At 60.2% G+C, this 14905-nt stretch carries 18 protein-coding genes; 9 read left to right on the top strand and 9 right to left on the bottom strand.

Features of this window, described 5'->3' with window-relative positions:
* Window positions 1-158: 158 nt before the first annotated feature.
* The 5 genes from BLU37_RS24785 to BLU37_RS24765 all read left to right on the top strand — a co-directional run bounded on the left by BLU37_RS24785 (window position 159) and on the right by BLU37_RS24765 (window position 5243).
* Window positions 159-1322 (top strand): iron-containing alcohol dehydrogenase, encoded by a 1164-nt coding sequence (locus BLU37_RS24785; protein ID WP_090209888.1) that lies wholly within the window; start codon window positions 159-161, stop codon window positions 1320-1322.
* A 366-nt stretch (window positions 1323-1688) separates the two neighbouring features.
* Complete coding sequence (locus tag BLU37_RS24780) at window positions 1689-1886, top strand: hypothetical protein (protein WP_090209886.1); 198 nt, start codon at window positions 1689-1691, stop codon at window positions 1884-1886.
* A gap of 55 nt (window positions 1887-1941) precedes the next feature.
* Window positions 1942-2493 carry a DUF2857 domain-containing protein gene (locus tag BLU37_RS24775; RefSeq protein WP_029533589.1) on the top strand — a complete coding sequence of 184 codons (552 nt, stop codon included), beginning with the start codon at window positions 1942-1944 and terminating at the stop codon, window positions 2491-2493.
* A 190-nt stretch (window positions 2494-2683) separates the two neighbouring features.
* Window positions 2684-3949 carry an MFS transporter gene (locus tag BLU37_RS24770; RefSeq protein WP_019360590.1) on the top strand — a complete coding sequence of 422 codons (1266 nt, stop codon included), beginning with the start codon at window positions 2684-2686 and terminating at the stop codon, window positions 3947-3949.
* A 40-nt stretch (window positions 3950-3989) separates the two neighbouring features.
* Window positions 3990-5243, top strand: coding sequence for an arsenic transporter (locus tag BLU37_RS24765; protein WP_029379623.1), 1254 nt, complete (start codon window positions 3990-3992; stop codon window positions 5241-5243).
* A 113-nt stretch (window positions 5244-5356) separates the two neighbouring features.
* Here the strand turns inward: BLU37_RS24765 and BLU37_RS24760 are convergent, their stop codons facing one another.
* The gene (locus BLU37_RS24760; protein ID WP_090209884.1) at window positions 5357-5731 is read right to left on the bottom strand and encodes a hypothetical protein; all 375 of its coding nucleotides are present in this window, start codon (window positions 5729-5731) and stop codon (window positions 5357-5359) included.
* A 138-nt stretch (window positions 5732-5869) separates the two neighbouring features.
* Here BLU37_RS24760 and BLU37_RS24755 point away from each other — a divergent pair, with 138 nt between their 5' ends.
* The 3 genes from BLU37_RS24755 to BLU37_RS24750 all read left to right on the top strand — a co-directional run bounded on the left by BLU37_RS24755 (window position 5870) and on the right by BLU37_RS24750 (window position 7585).
* Window positions 5870-6079, top strand: a complete 210-nt coding sequence (locus BLU37_RS24755; RefSeq protein ID WP_090211001.1) for a hypothetical protein — start codon at window positions 5870-5872, stop codon at window positions 6077-6079.
* Between the two features lie 33 nt (window positions 6080-6112).
* Window positions 6113-6277: a hypothetical protein gene (locus tag BLU37_RS29280; protein WP_172833059.1), complete on the top strand. Its 165-nt coding sequence runs from the start codon at window positions 6113-6115 to the stop codon at window positions 6275-6277.
* A 129-nt stretch (window positions 6278-6406) separates the two neighbouring features.
* A complete protein-coding gene (locus BLU37_RS24750; RefSeq protein ID WP_090209882.1) occupies window positions 6407-7585 on the top strand; it encodes a sugar transporter in 1179 nt (392 codons plus the stop codon).
* A gap of 56 nt (window positions 7586-7641) precedes the next feature.
* Here the strand turns inward: BLU37_RS24750 and hxsA are convergent, their stop codons facing one another.
* From hxsA to BLU37_RS24730, 4 genes are read right to left on the bottom strand one after another with little or no spacing between them, the layout of a single operon-like run.
* A complete protein-coding gene (gene hxsA / locus BLU37_RS24745; protein WP_090209880.1) occupies window positions 7642-8265 on the bottom strand; it encodes a His-Xaa-Ser repeat protein HxsA in 624 nt (207 codons plus the stop codon).
* The gene (hxsC, locus tag BLU37_RS24740) at window positions 8252-9490 is read right to left on the bottom strand and encodes a His-Xaa-Ser system radical SAM maturase HxsC (RefSeq protein WP_172833058.1); all 1239 of its coding nucleotides are present in this window, start codon (window positions 9488-9490) and stop codon (window positions 8252-8254) included. Before hxsC ends, hxsA begins: the two co-directional genes overlap by 14 nt.
* Window positions 9491-9492: 2 nt before the next feature.
* Window positions 9493-10983, bottom strand: a complete 1491-nt coding sequence (gene hxsB / locus BLU37_RS24735) for a His-Xaa-Ser system radical SAM maturase HxsB (protein ID WP_090209875.1) — start codon at window positions 10981-10983, stop codon at window positions 9493-9495.
* Window positions 10984-10985: 2 nt separating this feature from the next.
* Window positions 10986-11291 carry a His-Xaa-Ser system protein HxsD gene (locus tag BLU37_RS24730; RefSeq protein ID WP_090209873.1) on the bottom strand — a complete coding sequence of 102 codons (306 nt, stop codon included), beginning with the start codon at window positions 11289-11291 and terminating at the stop codon, window positions 10986-10988.
* 108 nt (window positions 11292-11399) lie between these two features.
* Between BLU37_RS24730 and BLU37_RS24725 the strand changes: the two genes are divergently transcribed.
* Window positions 11400-11714, top strand: a complete 315-nt coding sequence (locus BLU37_RS24725) for a hypothetical protein (RefSeq protein ID WP_090209872.1) — start codon at window positions 11400-11402, stop codon at window positions 11712-11714.
* Between the two features lie 122 nt (window positions 11715-11836).
* Here the strand turns inward: BLU37_RS24725 and BLU37_RS24720 are convergent, their stop codons facing one another.
* From BLU37_RS24720 to BLU37_RS24705, 4 genes are all read right to left on the bottom strand, one after another.
* A complete protein-coding gene (locus tag BLU37_RS24720; protein WP_090209867.1) occupies window positions 11837-12277 on the bottom strand; it encodes a type II toxin-antitoxin system YafO family toxin in 441 nt (146 codons plus the stop codon).
* Window positions 12278-12285: 8 nt separating this feature from the next.
* Entirely contained in the window at window positions 12286-12792 is a 507-nt protein-coding gene (locus BLU37_RS24715; protein ID WP_090209865.1) for a hypothetical protein, read from the bottom strand.
* A gap of 151 nt (window positions 12793-12943) precedes the next feature.
* Window positions 12944-13915 carry an oligopeptide/dipeptide ABC transporter ATP-binding protein gene (locus tag BLU37_RS24710; protein ID WP_090209864.1) on the bottom strand — a complete coding sequence of 324 codons (972 nt, stop codon included), beginning with the start codon at window positions 13913-13915 and terminating at the stop codon, window positions 12944-12946.
* A complete protein-coding gene (locus tag BLU37_RS24705) occupies window positions 13912-14904 on the bottom strand; it encodes an ABC transporter ATP-binding protein (RefSeq protein ID WP_090209862.1) in 993 nt (330 codons plus the stop codon). The genes BLU37_RS24710 and BLU37_RS24705 overlap by 4 nt, the downstream gene beginning before the upstream one ends.
* Between the last annotated feature and the right edge of the window lies 1 nt (window position 14905).

Below are 14905 nucleotides of genomic sequence, written 5' to 3'. Positions count from 1 at the left end.
AGGCCCTGGTCAGGCCGTTGCCGCAGCAGCCATGGGGTGCAATACCGGGGGTGTAAAATTAAGATTCCAAAAATATCAGCCGGCTGACTACGCTTGATGCAATCCCTTCGTTCATCGATGCAGAACGGGACCCCTACAAGAACAAGAGGAAAAGGGACATGCAGCCTTTCAGCTTTGCAACCACACCACAATTGCTTTGCGAGCCCGGGGCGGCCGCTCGTTTGGCGCAACTGTGCCAGCAGCGTGGCGCCCGCCGGATTCTGATCGTCAGCGATCCTGGGATCATCCGCCTGGGCTTGCTGGATGTGCTGTTGCCCGGGTTCACCCGGGCCCGACTCGGCCTGGAGATTTTCAGCGATGTCTGTGCCGACCCGAGCGACACCTGCGTGCTGTCTGCCGTCGAGCGTGCCCGGCATATCGGCGCCGACCTGATCGTCGGTTTCGGCGGCGGCAGCTCGATGGATGTCGCCAAGCTGGTGGCGCTGCTGGCTCATCCCGAATGTATCCAGAGCCTGGAAGAACTCTATGGTGTCGATCGGGCCCAGGGTCGGCGTCTGCCGCTGATTCAGGTGCCGACTACGGCCGGTACCGGCTCGGAGGTTACGCCGATTGCGGTGGTCACCACCGGGCAGGCGAGCAAGATGGGCGTGGTGTCCTCGATCCTGCTGCCGGACCTGGCGCTGCTCGATGCCGAACTCACCCTGGGCCTGCCGCCGGCGATCACCGCAGCCACCGGCATCGATGCCATGGTTCATGCGATAGAAGCCTATACCAGCAAGCTCAAACGCAATCCGCTGTCCAGCCTGCTGGCCCGTGAAGCGCTGCGTTTGCTGGCGAGCAACCTTGGCCAGGCCGTGCACCAGGGCGACAACCTTGCGGCACGCCAGGCCATGTTGCTGGGGGCGTGCCTGGCCGGGCAGGCGTTCGCCAACGCGCCTGTGGCGGCGGTGCATGCGCTGGCCTATCCGCTGGGCGCGCATTTTCATGTGCCCCATGGGTTGGCGAACTCACTGGTGCTGCCCCATGTGATGCGCTTCAACCGCCCGCAGGCCTTTGCCGACTACGCCGAGCTGGCGCCAGCGCTGCTCGGCGAGCGGCTCCGGGCCGGTGATGCGCACGAACAGTGCGAGCAGTTCATCGCGGAACTTGAGCAACTGGCGCCCCGTTGCGGCTTGCCCACCCGGCTGCGCGAAGTGGACGTGCCACGCGAGCGTCTCGCGCAACTGGCCGAGGATGCGCTGCAGCAACAGCGGCTGCTGGTGAACAATCCTCGCGAGGTCGGCCTGGCCGATGCCCTGAGCCTCTATGAAGCGGCGTTCTGAGCCGGCCCGGACCGTCGCGGGCACGGTGCTCGGCGACGGGGCGGTGACGCTGCGGATTGCCCGTTTTGCCGCTTGATCGACTCGCGTTACGTCGTTCCGATGGCGGTGGACCGAGAGCCCTGTGATCAATACCTCACAAATGACGCCCGCTTTTTCCCGTAGGCGGGACGTTTTGTCTTACAGATAGCCTTGAGCCGAGCGACTACATAATTAGGGGCACCACAAAATTGAGTGGCAGGGCAGAGGGATGGAACTCTGAAACGCTGACGTGGTTTCGCGTCTGGCCAGAGGAAAGTTCGCTTTGTCAGCTCAACCATCACGCCTGTCGCGCTCGGTTGCGATAGCTATCACAGGGAGTACGTACAAATGGACTTGAGTCCTGATATCACCACTGATCAGACCTGCATGGTCCTGCTCAAAATCAGCCAGGAGTCCTTGCGACGCGACGGCTTTCTGTTCGAACTGGCCAGCCACGTGGAAGGCTGGCCAGGTGTCGAGATCCTGAGTGTCGAGTTTGGTCGCGGTGACGAGCGTGGGCCCGGAACCTCGGATTCTCGCGCGTGAAGCACGTCGGTCCGCTCACGGGCCGTCATCTGACCAAGGAATGGTGGAGGTTTATATGCATCCGTTGAATCTGGCTGTCGCCTTTCAAATCATGAGCAACATCAAGAACGGCCAATTGCGCAGTTGCCTGGCCATGGGCTTCGAGGAAAAGGACCTGCAGACCCTGATCGATCCCCGCTGCATGGGGGCGCTGGTGAACTCGCCGGTTCCCTGGTTCAAGGTGCAGGTCGACGGCGATGTCGTCCAGCGGTTGCTTTCACATACCCGGGGCTCTGACGAGGAGGAACTGATCAGCCGGGCACTCAGGCTTGGGGCCAGTTCGCCGATGATTCTCGAGCTTTTCGGGCTGTCGCCCAAGGAGGTCGCCATCCGTCGTACGATGCTCGGCATCCCGCATCGCAAGGGCCGCTGGCCACTGGTCAGCCATGAGCAGGAAATGCGTCTGTGGGAGCATTGGGTCCGGCTGACGAAGGAGCAGGGCACCGACCCACAAGACCCGCGCGCGGTATTGCACGCGGCGATGCTGATGAGCGAATGCGAGCCGACCTTGAACCTGACGATGGTCTGGAGCCTGGTGCAATGCTGGATTGCCCAGGACCTGGTGTGAGGCTCGCTTGATAAATACGAGGGGAGGGCTGTCCCCGCGCTTCAGCCCTCCTCTGCGCGATGACAGGCAGCGGATCAGTGGTTGCCGGTGCCCACGCGAGGGCATTCGTTAAGTGTCGGGTGTCCTGGCGAACTAATGGCATGCGCCACGGTCATTGCACTTATCTGCCAGGCCTGTCGAGATCGCCCGCTTGAAGACCCTTGATGAAACCCGCCGCAACGAACTGTCACTGGACTGGCTGAACTTCTTTCTCGCCGATGTGCGCGACGGACTGGGGCCTTACCTGGCGATCTATCTGTTGGCGGTACACCAATGGGAACCGGCCAGTATCGGCCTGGTGATGACCCTGGCCGGGATCGTCGCGCTGCTTACCCAGACTCCGGCGGGTGCGCTGATCGACCGGACAGTGGCGAAGCGGGCGGTGGTCATCGTTGCCGCGTTGCTGGTCACCGGCAGTTGCCTGCTGCTGCCGTGGGTGACTTCATTCGGCCTGGTGGCGTTGACGCAAACGGTCAGTGCCATCGCCGGCTCGGTATTTGCCCCGGCCATCGCCGCGATCTCCCTGGGTATTACCGGACCCAAGGCCTTCACCCGCCGTACCGGGCGCAACGAAACGTTCAACCATGCCGGCAATGCCTGCGCCGCGTTACTGGCCGGCGGTTGCGCCTATCTGTTTGGTCCGGTGGTGGTGTTCTACCTGATGGCACTGATGACAGTGGGCAGCATCATCGCGGTCAGCCTGATTTCGGCCAAGGCCATCGACCATGACCTGGCGCGCGGTTTTGTCCTCGACCCTGCTGGCGATCATGGACAGCCATCCGGGTTCGCCGGGTTGCTGAAAAACCGCTCGCTGCTGTTGTTCGCCGTCTGCTGTGCGCTGTTCCACCTGGCCAACGCCGCCATGCTGCCGCTGGTCAGCCAGAAGCTGTCGCAGGTCAATCTGCAGATGGCGACCCCGCTGACCTCCGCGTGCATCGTTGCCGCGCAAATGGTGATGGTGCCCGTGGCGATGCTGGTCGGCGCCAAGGCCGACCTGTGGGGACGCAAGCCGCTGCTGTTGATCGGTTTCCTGATCCTGCCACTGCGCGGCCTGCTCTACGTCGTCTCCGACGACCCCTATTGGCTGGTGGCGGTACAGTTGCTCGACGGCGTTGGCGCCGGTATCTTCGGCGCGCTGTTTCCGGTGGTGGTCAAGGATCTCACGCAGGGCAGTGGACGTTTCAACGTCAGCCTGGGGGCATTGTCGACGGTCTTTGGCGTGGGGGCGGCGCTCAGTCCGGGTATTGCCGGGCTGGTAGTGCAAGCAAAAGGCTATGATGCGGCGTTCCTGACCCTGGCTGCGATTGCCGGCGCAGCGTTCCTGCTCTTGTGGTTGGCGATGCCGGAAACCCGCCAACGCTCAAGCTCGCCGATTGATAGCACGGCGCCTGACATTCCCCCCACGGCACTCACTTGATCGTGCCTTACCCTTTTCTGCATTCACCCGAGTAATGTTCATGCCTGTATTCGATGCTTCGACGGTTATCTGGATCGTTGCCGCCGTCGCCACCTGTGGGGTCATCCTGCGTCCCTGGCGCGTGCCGGAGTATGTCTGGGCGATGAGCGCCGCCGTGCTCTTGACCGTGTTTGGCTTGATGCCGCTGCACAGTGCAGTGGCGGCTGTCGCCGAGGGGGGCGACGTTTACCTGTTCCTGATCGGCATGATGGTTTTGGCGGAACTGGCGCGTCAGGAGGGCTTGTTCGACTGGCTGGCCATGTACGCGGTCCAGCATGCCCGGGGCAGTGGCCAGCGGCTGTTCGACCTGGTGTTTCTGGTGGGGACGCTGGTCACGGTATTCCTGTCCAACGATGCCACGGCCGTGGTGCTGACGCCGGCGGTGTATGCCGCGTGCAAGGCGGCCAGGGCCGAGCCGCTGCCCTATCTGTTCATCTGTGCCTTCATTGCCAACGCCGCCAGCTTCGTGCTGCCCATTTCCAATCCGGCCAACCTGGTGGTGTTCGGCAGCCAGATGCCGCCCTTGCTGGAGTGGCTACGGCAATTCACCTTGCCGTCGCTGGCGGCTATCGGCCTGACCTACCTGGTGCTGCGGTTGGCCCTGCGCAAGCAGATCCGCCAACCCCTGGAAACGACCCTGCAGATACAGGCGCTTTCCAGTGGTGCGCGGCTGTGCGCGCTGGGCATCGTGCTGACCGGCGCGCTGTTGCTGGTGACCTCGGCCCTGGACCGACAACTGGGTTTGCCGACCTTCTGCGCGGGTGTCGCCACGGCCGGGCTGATCCATTGGCGTCAGCGGCGTAATCCCATGCCCGTGCTCAAGGGTGTGGCCTGGGGCGTGCTGCCGCTGGTCGCGGGGTTGTTCGTGCTGGTGGAAGCGGTGGCCCAGACCGGCCTGATCGAGCGCCTGGCCCATGGCCTGGCCGCACTGGCGCGCCATTCCGAGGTTCAGGCGAGTTGGACGGCCGGGGTGGTCTCGGCGATTGCTGGCAACCTGATGAACAACCTGCCGACCGGGTTGATCGCCGGTTCCATGGGGCACATCGCCCAATTGCCGAGTCAAACCACGGCAGCGTTGCTGATCGGGGTCGACCTCGGGCCCAACCTGTCGATCACCGGCTCCCTGGCCACCTTGCTCTGGCTGGTTGCCATCCGCCGTGAAGGCGAGCACGTCGGGGCCCTCGACTTTCTGCGTCTGGGCGTGCTGGTAATGCCACCCGCGCTGATCGGGGCGCTGTGGTTACTCACCTTCTGACGGAGGTGTTTCCATCGGTCGTCGAAAAGCGCTCCCAAGGGATGGCTTCCAGCTTTTTTGCAGGGTGTGAGCGGTGATTGAGGGGGCAGAGTTTCAGCGTCTATGCGGGGTGTTCAAAGAGCTCCCTCTCGGAACTCGACGTAGTTAGATTCGCCACCGCCGGTGGCACCCGACAGCCAGCCCCAGACAAAGCTCAGCGTGGTGCGCCCGGCGTGATCAACACCGACCGTGCCGCGCGACCAGCCAGAGCGCAGCTCACCCTCGGTGGTCAGGCAGTGGTAAAGCAGCTCGATGGTGTTGGGGCCAGTCACGCGGCCGACCTGATGGCCGCTGTGGATCTTGCCGCCCTGGTAGGTGCCGGAAATCGCGGCGCCATCGACAAGGTAGTGAAAAATCGTACTGGCGTCGGAGAGTCCCTGGATATTGCTGGCAACGGCGAAGCGGCGGTTGTGCAGGCGCTCGGTGATTTGGGCGAAGGGCGTTCCCATGAGTGTTCGGTCCTTGGTGGATAGGCTCCATTTTGATGGTCTGCATCCTAGTTCATTGGCAGCTTAGGGACGAGATGCGTTTTCATAAACGAGCCTGGCATGGTAAAAAATCCTGCCCTCATCATCGAAGTTCGAAAAATGCCCAAGACACAGCTGGCAGGTACCGCGGCAGCTACGGCGGCCGATATCGAAAAGTCGATCCAGGCCCTGAACAAAATGGCCGAGCGCCTGTGGGGCGATGGTCGGGAGGCTGAAGCCCAGGCGCTGCTCAATGCGCTGGATGCCTTGAACCGGGCGTTGGACCGCATCCGAATCGGCCAGAGTCGTCGCGTTGCGACGCTGCACTGAACGATAGTAAGAGCCTGGTGCTACAGGATGCACATGAGCGATTGGCTGGATTTGATTTTTGGCGTTCTGGAACTGCTGGATGGTGGTTCAAATCACCGCAGAAAACGTGTGTTTTCACCGGGGTTTCTGATCTTTGCGGCATGTGTAGCATTTGTGGAGCTGTTGCTGCTGAACGCTTGGTATGCTCCAGGCACCTGACATCGCTTCAAGAAGCGATACTTGCCTTCTGCGAGTCACCAATTTCACCTTCACCTGCTTTTCCTTCGGCCATCCTGGCGCCTGTTCTGCCGATGGCCCGATCCTCGATAGCGCAAGACGGATGTTCAAATGACAACCCCAGCAACTGAAAACACGGGCAACTGGCAACAGGTGATCGCTTTGGCTCTGGCCGCTTTTGTCTTCAACACCACCGAGTTCGTGCCGGTTGGTCTGTTGAGTGCTATCGGCGAGAGCTTCGACATGTCGAGCGCGCAGGTTGGCCTGATGCTAACGATCTACGCCTGGGTGGTGTCCCTGACCTCGCTGCCGATGATGCTATTGACCCGCAACATCGAGCGGCGCAAGTTGTTGATGGTGTTGTTCGGGCTGTTCATTGTCAGTCATGTGCTGTCGAGCATCGCCAGCAGCTTCGGCATCCTGCTGGTGAGCCGGATCGGTATCGCGCTGGCCCATGCGCTGTTCTGGTCCATCACCGCCTCCCTGGCGGTACGGGTGGCGCCTGCGGGCAAGCAGGTGCAGGCGTTGGGTCTGCTGTCGACCGGTACGTCCATGGCGATGGTGCTGGGGATTCCGTTGGGCCGGTTGTTGGGCGAAGCCATGGGCTGGCGCACCACCTTCCTGGTCATTGCGCTGCTGGCGGGCGCGTTGGTGCTCTGGCTGGCGAAAACCCTGCCGCTGCTGCCGAGCCAGAACTCGGGTTCGTTGCGCAGCTTGCCGGTGCTGTTCAAGCGCCCGGCACTGGTGGCGGTCTACTGTCTGACGGCGTCGGTGATCACCGCGCAGTTCACCGCCTACAGCTACGTTGAACCGTTCATCAAGACCGTGGCAGGCATGAGTGGCGAGGTGGTGACCCTGATCCTGCTGCTGTTCGGTGGCGCCGGCGTTGTCGGGTCGTGGCTGTTCAGCCAGTTCAACCGACAGTACCCGCAGCCGTTTCTGTTGGCGGCGACCTCGTTGCTGACGGTCTGCCTGCTCCTGCTGTTGCCGTTGAGTGGCAATGTTTCGACGCTGGGTGTACTGAGCGTCTTCTGGGGCATCGCCATCATGGGCTTTGGTCTGTCGCTGCAGCGCAAGGTACTGGACCTTGCGCCGCATGCAACCGACGTGGCCATGGCGATGTTTTCCGGGATCTACAACATCGGCATCGGCGGTGGTGCGCTGGTCGGGAGCTGGGTCGGCGGGCAGCTCGGCTTTTCGTACATTGGTGTGGTGGGAGGGGCGCTGGCAGGTGTGGCGTTGGCGCTGTACTGCCTGTCGCTTTACCGCCAGGCACGCAAGGGTGTATAGGGTTAAGCCTTACGGTCGGGTGGGGCTGGATGATTTCAAATCCAGCCTAAATAGAATCACGGAATCGCAATGCCCAGAGCATTCAATGTCGACGTATCCATTCTTCCATTGATCGCAACACCAGAGTCCATTTGAAACGCCATCAGCGCTCCTCGCGTGCCTTTACCCATGACGCCATCCACTGCCCCTGAATAGTACTTCTTCACCAGCAGAGCCAACTGCACGCGCCTTACCAAGGCCGACAGATCCTCTGCCGCCGGTCTTGCACCATAAGCATTCGACGGAGGAACGGAGTTTGACGGTACTGCGGGTGTTCTTGACGTGCTGACCCCACCCCGAGAACTGCTGTTGTAGCCAGTCGAGGGTGATGGAGAGGTGTACGACGGGGTACTCGGCGTCGAGTACGACCTTGGCGCAGAGTAACCACTCGAACCGCTGTAGTGTGAGCTGTGGGAACTATGAGATCGATGTGAGCTATGCGAGCGATGGGCTGCATAGATGTTTACAGCATCCTGGGCGTTGAGTGTGTTTTTGAATACGGGAGGTGTATCGCTGGAGATAGGCAGCCAGTCGCCCGTCGCCAATGCTGTCTGGCTGGCATCCACCATCGGGCTGCCAATCATGGGTACCAGAGCAATGGTTTGGCCTATCAACATTTTCCAGCGATCAAGCAGTTTCATATATCGCTCCTTGCGTAGTTATCAGTTCTTCCCTGGAAAGCGCGCGAATATTCCGGCTTTGCCAGCGTTCTGAGTGTGATTTGAAGAAACCAGCGCAGGACTCGGTCGCTGCGCAGCTTTGGCAGGCATCGATAAACAGGTTTTTCCAATCCGAGATACTTTGCCGATAGAAATTTCGTAGAACTGGATCCAGCACACAGAGCGGAAGATTGTAGATGGAGACCGCCAGGCCACGGATATCCAGGAACCATGCTGCCCGTTTCAGTTGCTCCTGATAGTCGGCTGGATCTATCCAGAGCATTTCATAGTTCTTCTTGGCCAATCCCGTGTTTTCAATTCCCATCAGGGCCACATGGCTGGCGAACGGCAAATTGCGAAAGATGAAGTGTGCCAACTCTGGAAGTCGTGTCGCCGTGAGCTTGCTGAGCACCACGCGGATTTCTATTCGCTGCCCAGCCCGGTGCAGGTTGTACAAGCCTGCGATGGTTTCAGAGAAGGCGCCGGGCGCCTGGACGACATGGTCGTGGTCGGCAGCATTATCTGCGTAAAGCGGTACGCCCCACGTGAGCTGGGTGTGTCCGACGTGCTTGAGGTCTTCAATCCATGAGGAATCACATAACAGGCGCCCATTGCTGAGAAGGTGCAGAGATTTTTCCGGCAAAACGGCCTTTGCGTGAGCGATGATGGCAAGTAAACCGTCTCTGTAGAGGGTTGGTTCTCCGCCGCTGATTCCCAACTGTTCGACTCCGGGGTCCATCAACTCGATCAGCTTCAGGTTCTCATCGATGTGCCAGCGGTCGTCAATGTCCTTGGGCGGCTGGGAACACATCAGGCACAGGCTGTTGCAGCGGTCTGTCATGAACAGCAGATTGCTGTTGGAGCCGCGTCGGTAAAGCACACGTACCCTGTTTGATTCGGGACCAACCGAGACCACGTCACCCGGTTTTACTACTTCCAGATCTCTGGGCCTGGACAGTAGTGTGGCGCTGGGATGATTGTCGTCGAACGAGTCGTCTGCCAGCAGGAAACCCCCGACGGGTATGGCCATCAGTGAGTGCAGGTCGCTGCTGTGTGCGCTATCCAGCCAGAGCAGTAGGTCCCCGAGGTCGGCATCACCTGCACAAGCCTTGACGCCTTTCTCGATCATCTCCTGCACGCTGATCACCTTGAAGATGCGGTGTCGGTCCAGGTTTCGGATAGTGAATTGGGTATCCAGACGCAACATGATCAGCCCCTGTATCCGGCAACGGGGAGATCGCTCAGCGAGCGGCGTGACAGCCAGCTCATCAGCACCCTTTGAGTTTGCTGATTGCCATCGCGCAACAAGGTGAACAAGTGAGTGAGCAGCCCCATGTTCTTTTCACAGAAAGAGCTGAAAGAGCGATGCCCGACGGGATCACCCTGGCGGGCAAAATGCTCGATGGGGTCGGCTCCGCAGTAGGGAACCAGGGCGCAATCCGAGCAGCCTGGAATTGTTTCGGCGATACCGGAAGCCAGCAGTAACTCGATGACCGGTGAAGCGAGCAGTTCGCTCAAAGGTTGTTCCACGCTCCCCAGTCGCAGTCCGCTTTCTCCCATTTCCAGCAACATGCGCGACTCATCGGAGGGATATACATCTCCATCGTAGTTGTAGAGCAGCGTGCCTACGCCCGCACCGAGGGGAGAGCGCAGATCGACGTAGCCGGATGAAAACGGTGTCAGGATGTTGGTCAGCAGCAGTGACGCATAACCTTCTGAAAGGAACGTTCCCTTGGCGTTTATCTCGATCAGGTAGGCCAAGGCTTTCTTGTAGAAACCGAGGAAGTCGCTCATCGAGTAATCGAGACGGCGTGCCGAGGTCTTGGCAAAACCATAAGGGCTGAGTGGGCGTAGGGAGATGCTGTTGAATCCTTGGGCGACATATTCGTCGATGATTGCGTGAGGATGCTCCAGGCTTCTCGACGTGAGGGTGGTCAACGCTGATACCGCATCGTGTCCGAGCCGGGCTCTTACCTGACGAATGCCCTCGATGGTGCGTTCGTAGGCGTCCTTGTTCGGCGTAGGCCGATTGGCGTTATGTAGAAATGCCGGGCCGTCCAAGGACGTTGAAAACTGGATGCTGTGTTTTTCGGCAAAGTTCAGGATCGAATCGGTCAAATGGTGCAGTGTCGTGGTGATTACGTATTGAATACTGCGCTGCTCCCGCTCGTTTCTGGCGGCGACAGTTTCAACAATCTGCTGGATGCGTTCGAATGCGAGTAAGGGTTCGCCGCCCTGGAACTCGACTGTCAGCACTTGGGATGGCGACTCGAACAGTCGGTCGACAGCGTGAAGGGCGTCATGGGCTGACATGTCATGTCCCGCATCGCTCTGAGGTGCCCGGGAGACCTGGCAATACTGGCAGGTGTGGTTGCAACGCAGCGTCACGACGAAAATGTGCAGGGCGGGGCCGTCGAGCAGGAAGCTCTTGCGGCTGCGGTATTGTGCTGCCATCTCGGGAATAGGGTCGTGTCCATCGGGTTCATAGATGAAGTGTCGAGCCAACAGGTCTTTGTAAGTGGGTGAATCGACTTCCAGTCTCTTGTGGACCAACTGGCTCAGGAGCGTTTCTGGAGCAAACAGATACTCGCCAGTTTCCGCAGTGAGCAGGATGTTTTGGTTATTGGTGCCGTTCAGGCGCAGGAATCTGAATGGAAGGAGGCTGTAACCTGTTTCCTTGGCAATCAACAATGAACTCATGATCAGGCTCCGGCGCCCCGCAATGCGGCAGTAGCCAGCAGCTCGCGTAAACCTGAGGTTTCACGTTGAATCTGATCACGCAGGGTGAAATCGTTAAGGTGTCTGAGGACCAGTTCGCGAGCCTCGGGCGAAGAGGGAAAGGTGCCGCTTGTGCCTGCGATCAATGTGGGGGTCACGTCGAGCTTGATAGCCTTACCGTCCAGGCTGATCAGAATGGAAAGGCTGTCGGCCAAGGCATAGGCCGTGCGCTGAGCAATGTGCAGAGGGTACACGTCGCTATCAACGGTTATTGTTTGTGTCCAACCCATTGCCGAATCCATTCGTTGTTTTGCAGAGGTCAAATGATGGAAGATAGGCCGGCAAATTGCCACTATTTGTGACGAATAAACTGCATCAGATCCTACAAGGATGAAGACATGGCTCGTTATTTCAAGAACCCGGAGAGCGAACAGATAGAGGAGGTCGATGCATTTCAGGTCTTGGCAGTGTTTTTCCTCGGCCCTCTATACCTTCTCTTTGCCGGTCTTTGGCGGCATCTGTTGATCTGGGCGGCGGCCCTGGGATTGGGCGCTCTGGCCGGGCCGCCCTGGATGGCAATACCTGTTGGCGGGTTGCCACTGATCTACTGCTTTTTGATACGTAAGATTGTTGCTGAGGAGTATCTGAAAAAGGGTTGGGAGGAAGTTCCTGATCCGAAAGCTGCTGCGAAAAAGACGACGGCTGCTAATTAATCATTTCTCTCAAATGACCTGCCTTGACGGCCGCTGCGTAGCTCTCAAGTCCGCCCTCTCCATGGCGGACTCCGCCCAGAGCCTGCATATTTCGCAAACCCTCCCTTCTGCCGGACTATCCGTCAGTTTTTTTCTCGCCACTGCTGTGCCAGACGAGCCAGGTACTTCATGGCCGCCTGGTTTCGTGCTTTGCCGTGCGCGTCAGGCCAGAGGAAGGCCAGAATCAAGTACCTGTCCTCATACAGCTCTCCGGGGACGTACACGAGTGCAGCGTCTTCGCCGGGCCGACCCGCTTTGCAAACCCTGTCTCGTTGAGGCGTATCGTTACGAAACCTTGCCGGTGGGATTCTGACATGGATGTGCATCATGCACGCCTGCAGGGCGAGGGAGGGCTGGGTGTATGGCGCATCTCTTCCGAAAATCGAGGGTAAGCACGACCGGTTTGATCCGATATAGCGCTCAAACTCGTTCTTCAAGGCAGAAGAAAATCCAGGGTGTTGGACGTCAACAGGCTCAAAGAACGCTTCAAATGTCTCTGGATGGAAGGAAACCTCAACTGCCATTCAATCCCTTAGGTCAATTCTCTCAACCGGTGGCTAGTGTGGTCAGCAAGATCTCGAAGTGCCGAGGAGGAGAGTTCACTTTCGAATGCCTGAGGGCGTGAGAAGAATTGCTTGTACAGGCTGTCGATCGTGGCGAGTCGGGTTCTGACCTTGGCCACTGCTCGACGAAGCGCTTCATGGTCTTCGGTAAGGGCCAAGGGAACCTGTGCCCTTCTGAGGTCATCTTCAAGCTGTCGAGTGGCCTTCAGCAACTCGATATTCCTCAGGAATCGCTCGTCATCGAAGAGTGTCGAGGACGCCAGTGAGGTTATGTTTTTCGAGAAGACGGTATCCAGTTCACGCCAGCCTCTGGTCAGCCCGGTTATGACCCCTTGCAGGTCGGTCACGGTTGGTTTCTCGACCAAGCACTCCTTTGGCGATGACGATGAGCTTTTTCCCGAAAGGTTGGTGTAGTCACCGACCAAGGCGAGAGCCGCGACAATGAGCGCTGTCGGTGCTGCCGCTTTGATAGACATGAGGCCTCCATGGGGGGAGATGGCATTTGTGCCGAAATCGAAAAGTGATTATCGGTTCTGCACTTCAGTAGTCAATGATTACACATACCATGAAATGAAAAACCGATAACCTGCAGCTCATGATGCTGAGTGTAGATCACTGGGTCCCCGATCAGCGCTGAATATGACACCTGACCCGCTGCTGCTCAGCCCCCACCATGACCTGGGGCTTTTCACAGCCGACCGTACACATCGGGCAGCGCTCGCGAAAGAAACACCCCTGCGGCAGGCACCGGTTGCCCGGCAGTTCGGTCGGCGCCGCGACCTGGTCGGCCTGTAAAGGCACGCCCAGGCGCGGCACCGCTTCCAGCAGCAGGCGAGTGTACGGATGCTGCGGCTGGTCCAGTACCTGGGCTGCGCTGCCCAGCTCGACGATCTGTCCCAGGTACATCACTGCCACCCGGTCGGCCATGTGCCGCACCACCGAGACGTTGTGGGAGATCAGGATGTAGGTCAGCTTGCGCGCCCGTTGCAGCTCCGCCAGCAGGTTGAGGATCTGCGCCTGCACCGAGATGTCCAGGGCGGAGGTCGGTTCGTCGAGGACGATGATGTCCGGGTTCGATGACAGCGCCCGGGCAATCGCGATGCGCTGGCGCTGGCCACCGGAGAACTGGTGCGGGAAACGATCCAGGTATTCCGGGCGGATGCCCACCTGGGAGGCGACCCTGGCGGCGATCTCGCGCATCTGCTCGCGGGAGGCATGACCACGGGCGTACAGCGGCTCGGTGATGATGCGCCAGATCGGCAGACGCGGGTCGAGGGACGATTGCGGGTCCTGGAAGACGATCTGCACGTTGCTGCCGGCCTGGCCGCTGCCTCCCTCGGACCAGTTCAGCGCGCCGCTGCTGGGGGCGATCAGGCCCATCAGCAACTGGGCCAGGGTGCTTTTGCCACAGCCCGATTCACCGACGACGCCCAGGGTCTCGCCGGCCCTGACCTGCAGGTCGATGCCGTTCAGGGCATGGGCGTAGCCGCGCGGACGGCCGAGCCAGTCGTTGCTGACCGGGAAGCGTACGCGGACATCGTCGAGCCGCAGGATCTCGGGCGCCGTTTCCGGCTGCGGATGAAGGACGGCACTGTTCATTGCGACAGCTCCTGGGCCGGCAGCCAGCAGGCGCTCTTGCGCTGCGCGTTGCCATTGATAGGGGTGAGCGACGGACGCTGGGCGCAGGCGGACATGCGGTGCGGGCAGCGTTCGCCAAAGGTGCAGCCCTCGGGCAACGAGGCCAGGTTCGGAACCTGCCCGGGAATGGTCTGCAGCGGCTGCCCCGGTTCGACCATCTCCGGCAGGCCGCTGAGCAGGCCACGGGTGTACGGGTGCTGTGGGTTACCCATCACCTCGGCGGTGTTGCCTTGCTCGACCACGGCGCCGGTATACATCACATAGACCCGATCGCAGAACTGCGACACCAGGGCCATGTCATGGGTGATCAGCAGGATCGCGGTGCCTTTCTGCCGAGCCTTCTCGCGCAGCAACAGCAGCACCTGGCGTTGTACGGTAACGTCCAGCGCGGTGGTCGGCTCGTCGGCGATCAGCAACTGCGGCTCGCAGGAGAACGCCAGGGCGATCATCACCCGCTGGCGCATGCCGCCGGACAGCTCGAAGGGGTAGGCGTCCAGCACCTGTTCGGGGCTGGCGATGTGCATGTCGCGGAGCAGGGCGATGGCCTTCTGGCGGGCCTCGGCGGCGCTGATCTTCTGGTGGTGGATGATCACGTCGAGCATCTGCCGGCCGATACGCCGGGTCGGGTTCAGGGCAGTCATCGGTTCCTGGAAGATCATCGCCGCATCGCGACCACGAATGTGCAGCAGGTCCTTTTCACGGGCATTGAGCATGTCGCGTTCGAGCATGCGCAGACTGCCGGCGGTAATGCGGTAACTGCGTTCGGGCAGCAGGCGCATGCTGAGCATGGCCGTGACCGACTTGCCCGAACCGGACTCTCCGACCACCCCGACGATCTCGCCGGGATTGACGTGCAGCGAGACGCCGTTGAGCGCCTTGACGTTGTGTTTGTAGGCCGGGAACTCCAGGCTCAGGTTATCGATGGCCAAAACGGGAGTGGGCGAGTTCATG

The sequence above is a fragment of the Pseudomonas asplenii genome, assembly GCF_900105475.1.
Lineage (GTDB): Bacteria > Pseudomonadota > Gammaproteobacteria > Pseudomonadales > Pseudomonadaceae > Aquipseudomonas > Aquipseudomonas asplenii.
This window is presented reverse-complemented; position numbering and strand designations above follow the sequence as displayed.

Bases quoted from the DNA above. Each gene is read 5' to 3' on its own strand.
- hxsC (WP_172833058.1), bottom strand. From the start codon at position 9,490: ATGTTGCGTCTGGATACCCAATTCACTATCCGAAACCTGGACCGACAC.
- BLU37_RS24765 (WP_029379623.1), top strand. From the start codon at position 3,990: ATGCCTGTATTCGATGCTTCGACGGTTATCTGGATCGTTGCCGCCGTC.
- BLU37_RS24720 (WP_090209867.1), bottom strand. From the start codon at position 12,277: ATGGCAGTTGAGGTTTCCTTCCATCCAGAGACATTTGAAGCGTTCTTT.
- BLU37_RS24715 (WP_090209865.1), bottom strand. From the start codon at position 12,792: ATGTCTATCAAAGCGGCAGCACCGACAGCGCTCATTGTCGCGGCTCTC.
- BLU37_RS24705 (WP_090209862.1), bottom strand. From the start codon at position 14,904: ATGAACTCGCCCACTCCCGTTTTGGCCATCGATAACCTGAGCCTGGAG.
- BLU37_RS24750 (WP_090209882.1), top strand. From the start codon at position 6,407: ATGACAACCCCAGCAACTGAAAACACGGGCAACTGGCAACAGGTGATC.
- hxsB (WP_090209875.1), bottom strand. From the start codon at position 10,983: ATGAGTTCATTGTTGATTGCCAAGGAAACAGGTTACAGCCTCCTTCCA.
- BLU37_RS29280 (WP_172833059.1), top strand. From the start codon at position 6,113: ATGAGCGATTGGCTGGATTTGATTTTTGGCGTTCTGGAACTGCTGGAT.
- BLU37_RS24760 (WP_090209884.1), bottom strand. From the start codon at position 5,731: ATGGGAACGCCCTTCGCCCAAATCACCGAGCGCCTGCACAACCGCCGC.
- BLU37_RS24785 (WP_090209888.1), top strand. From the start codon at position 159: ATGCAGCCTTTCAGCTTTGCAACCACACCACAATTGCTTTGCGAGCCC.
- BLU37_RS24780 (WP_090209886.1), top strand. From the start codon at position 1,689: ATGGACTTGAGTCCTGATATCACCACTGATCAGACCTGCATGGTCCTG.
- BLU37_RS24710 (WP_090209864.1), bottom strand. From the start codon at position 13,915: ATGAACAGTGCCGTCCTTCATCCGCAGCCGGAAACGGCGCCCGAGATC.
- BLU37_RS24730 (WP_090209873.1), bottom strand. From the start codon at position 11,291: ATGGGTTGGACACAAACAATAACCGTTGATAGCGACGTGTACCCTCTG.
- BLU37_RS24775 (WP_029533589.1), top strand. From the start codon at position 1,942: ATGCATCCGTTGAATCTGGCTGTCGCCTTTCAAATCATGAGCAACATC.
- hxsA (WP_090209880.1), bottom strand. From the start codon at position 8,265: ATGAAACTGCTTGATCGCTGGAAAATGTTGATAGGCCAAACCATTGCT.
- BLU37_RS24755 (WP_090211001.1), top strand. From the start codon at position 5,870: ATGCCCAAGACACAGCTGGCAGGTACCGCGGCAGCTACGGCGGCCGAT.
- BLU37_RS24725 (WP_090209872.1), top strand. From the start codon at position 11,400: ATGGCTCGTTATTTCAAGAACCCGGAGAGCGAACAGATAGAGGAGGTC.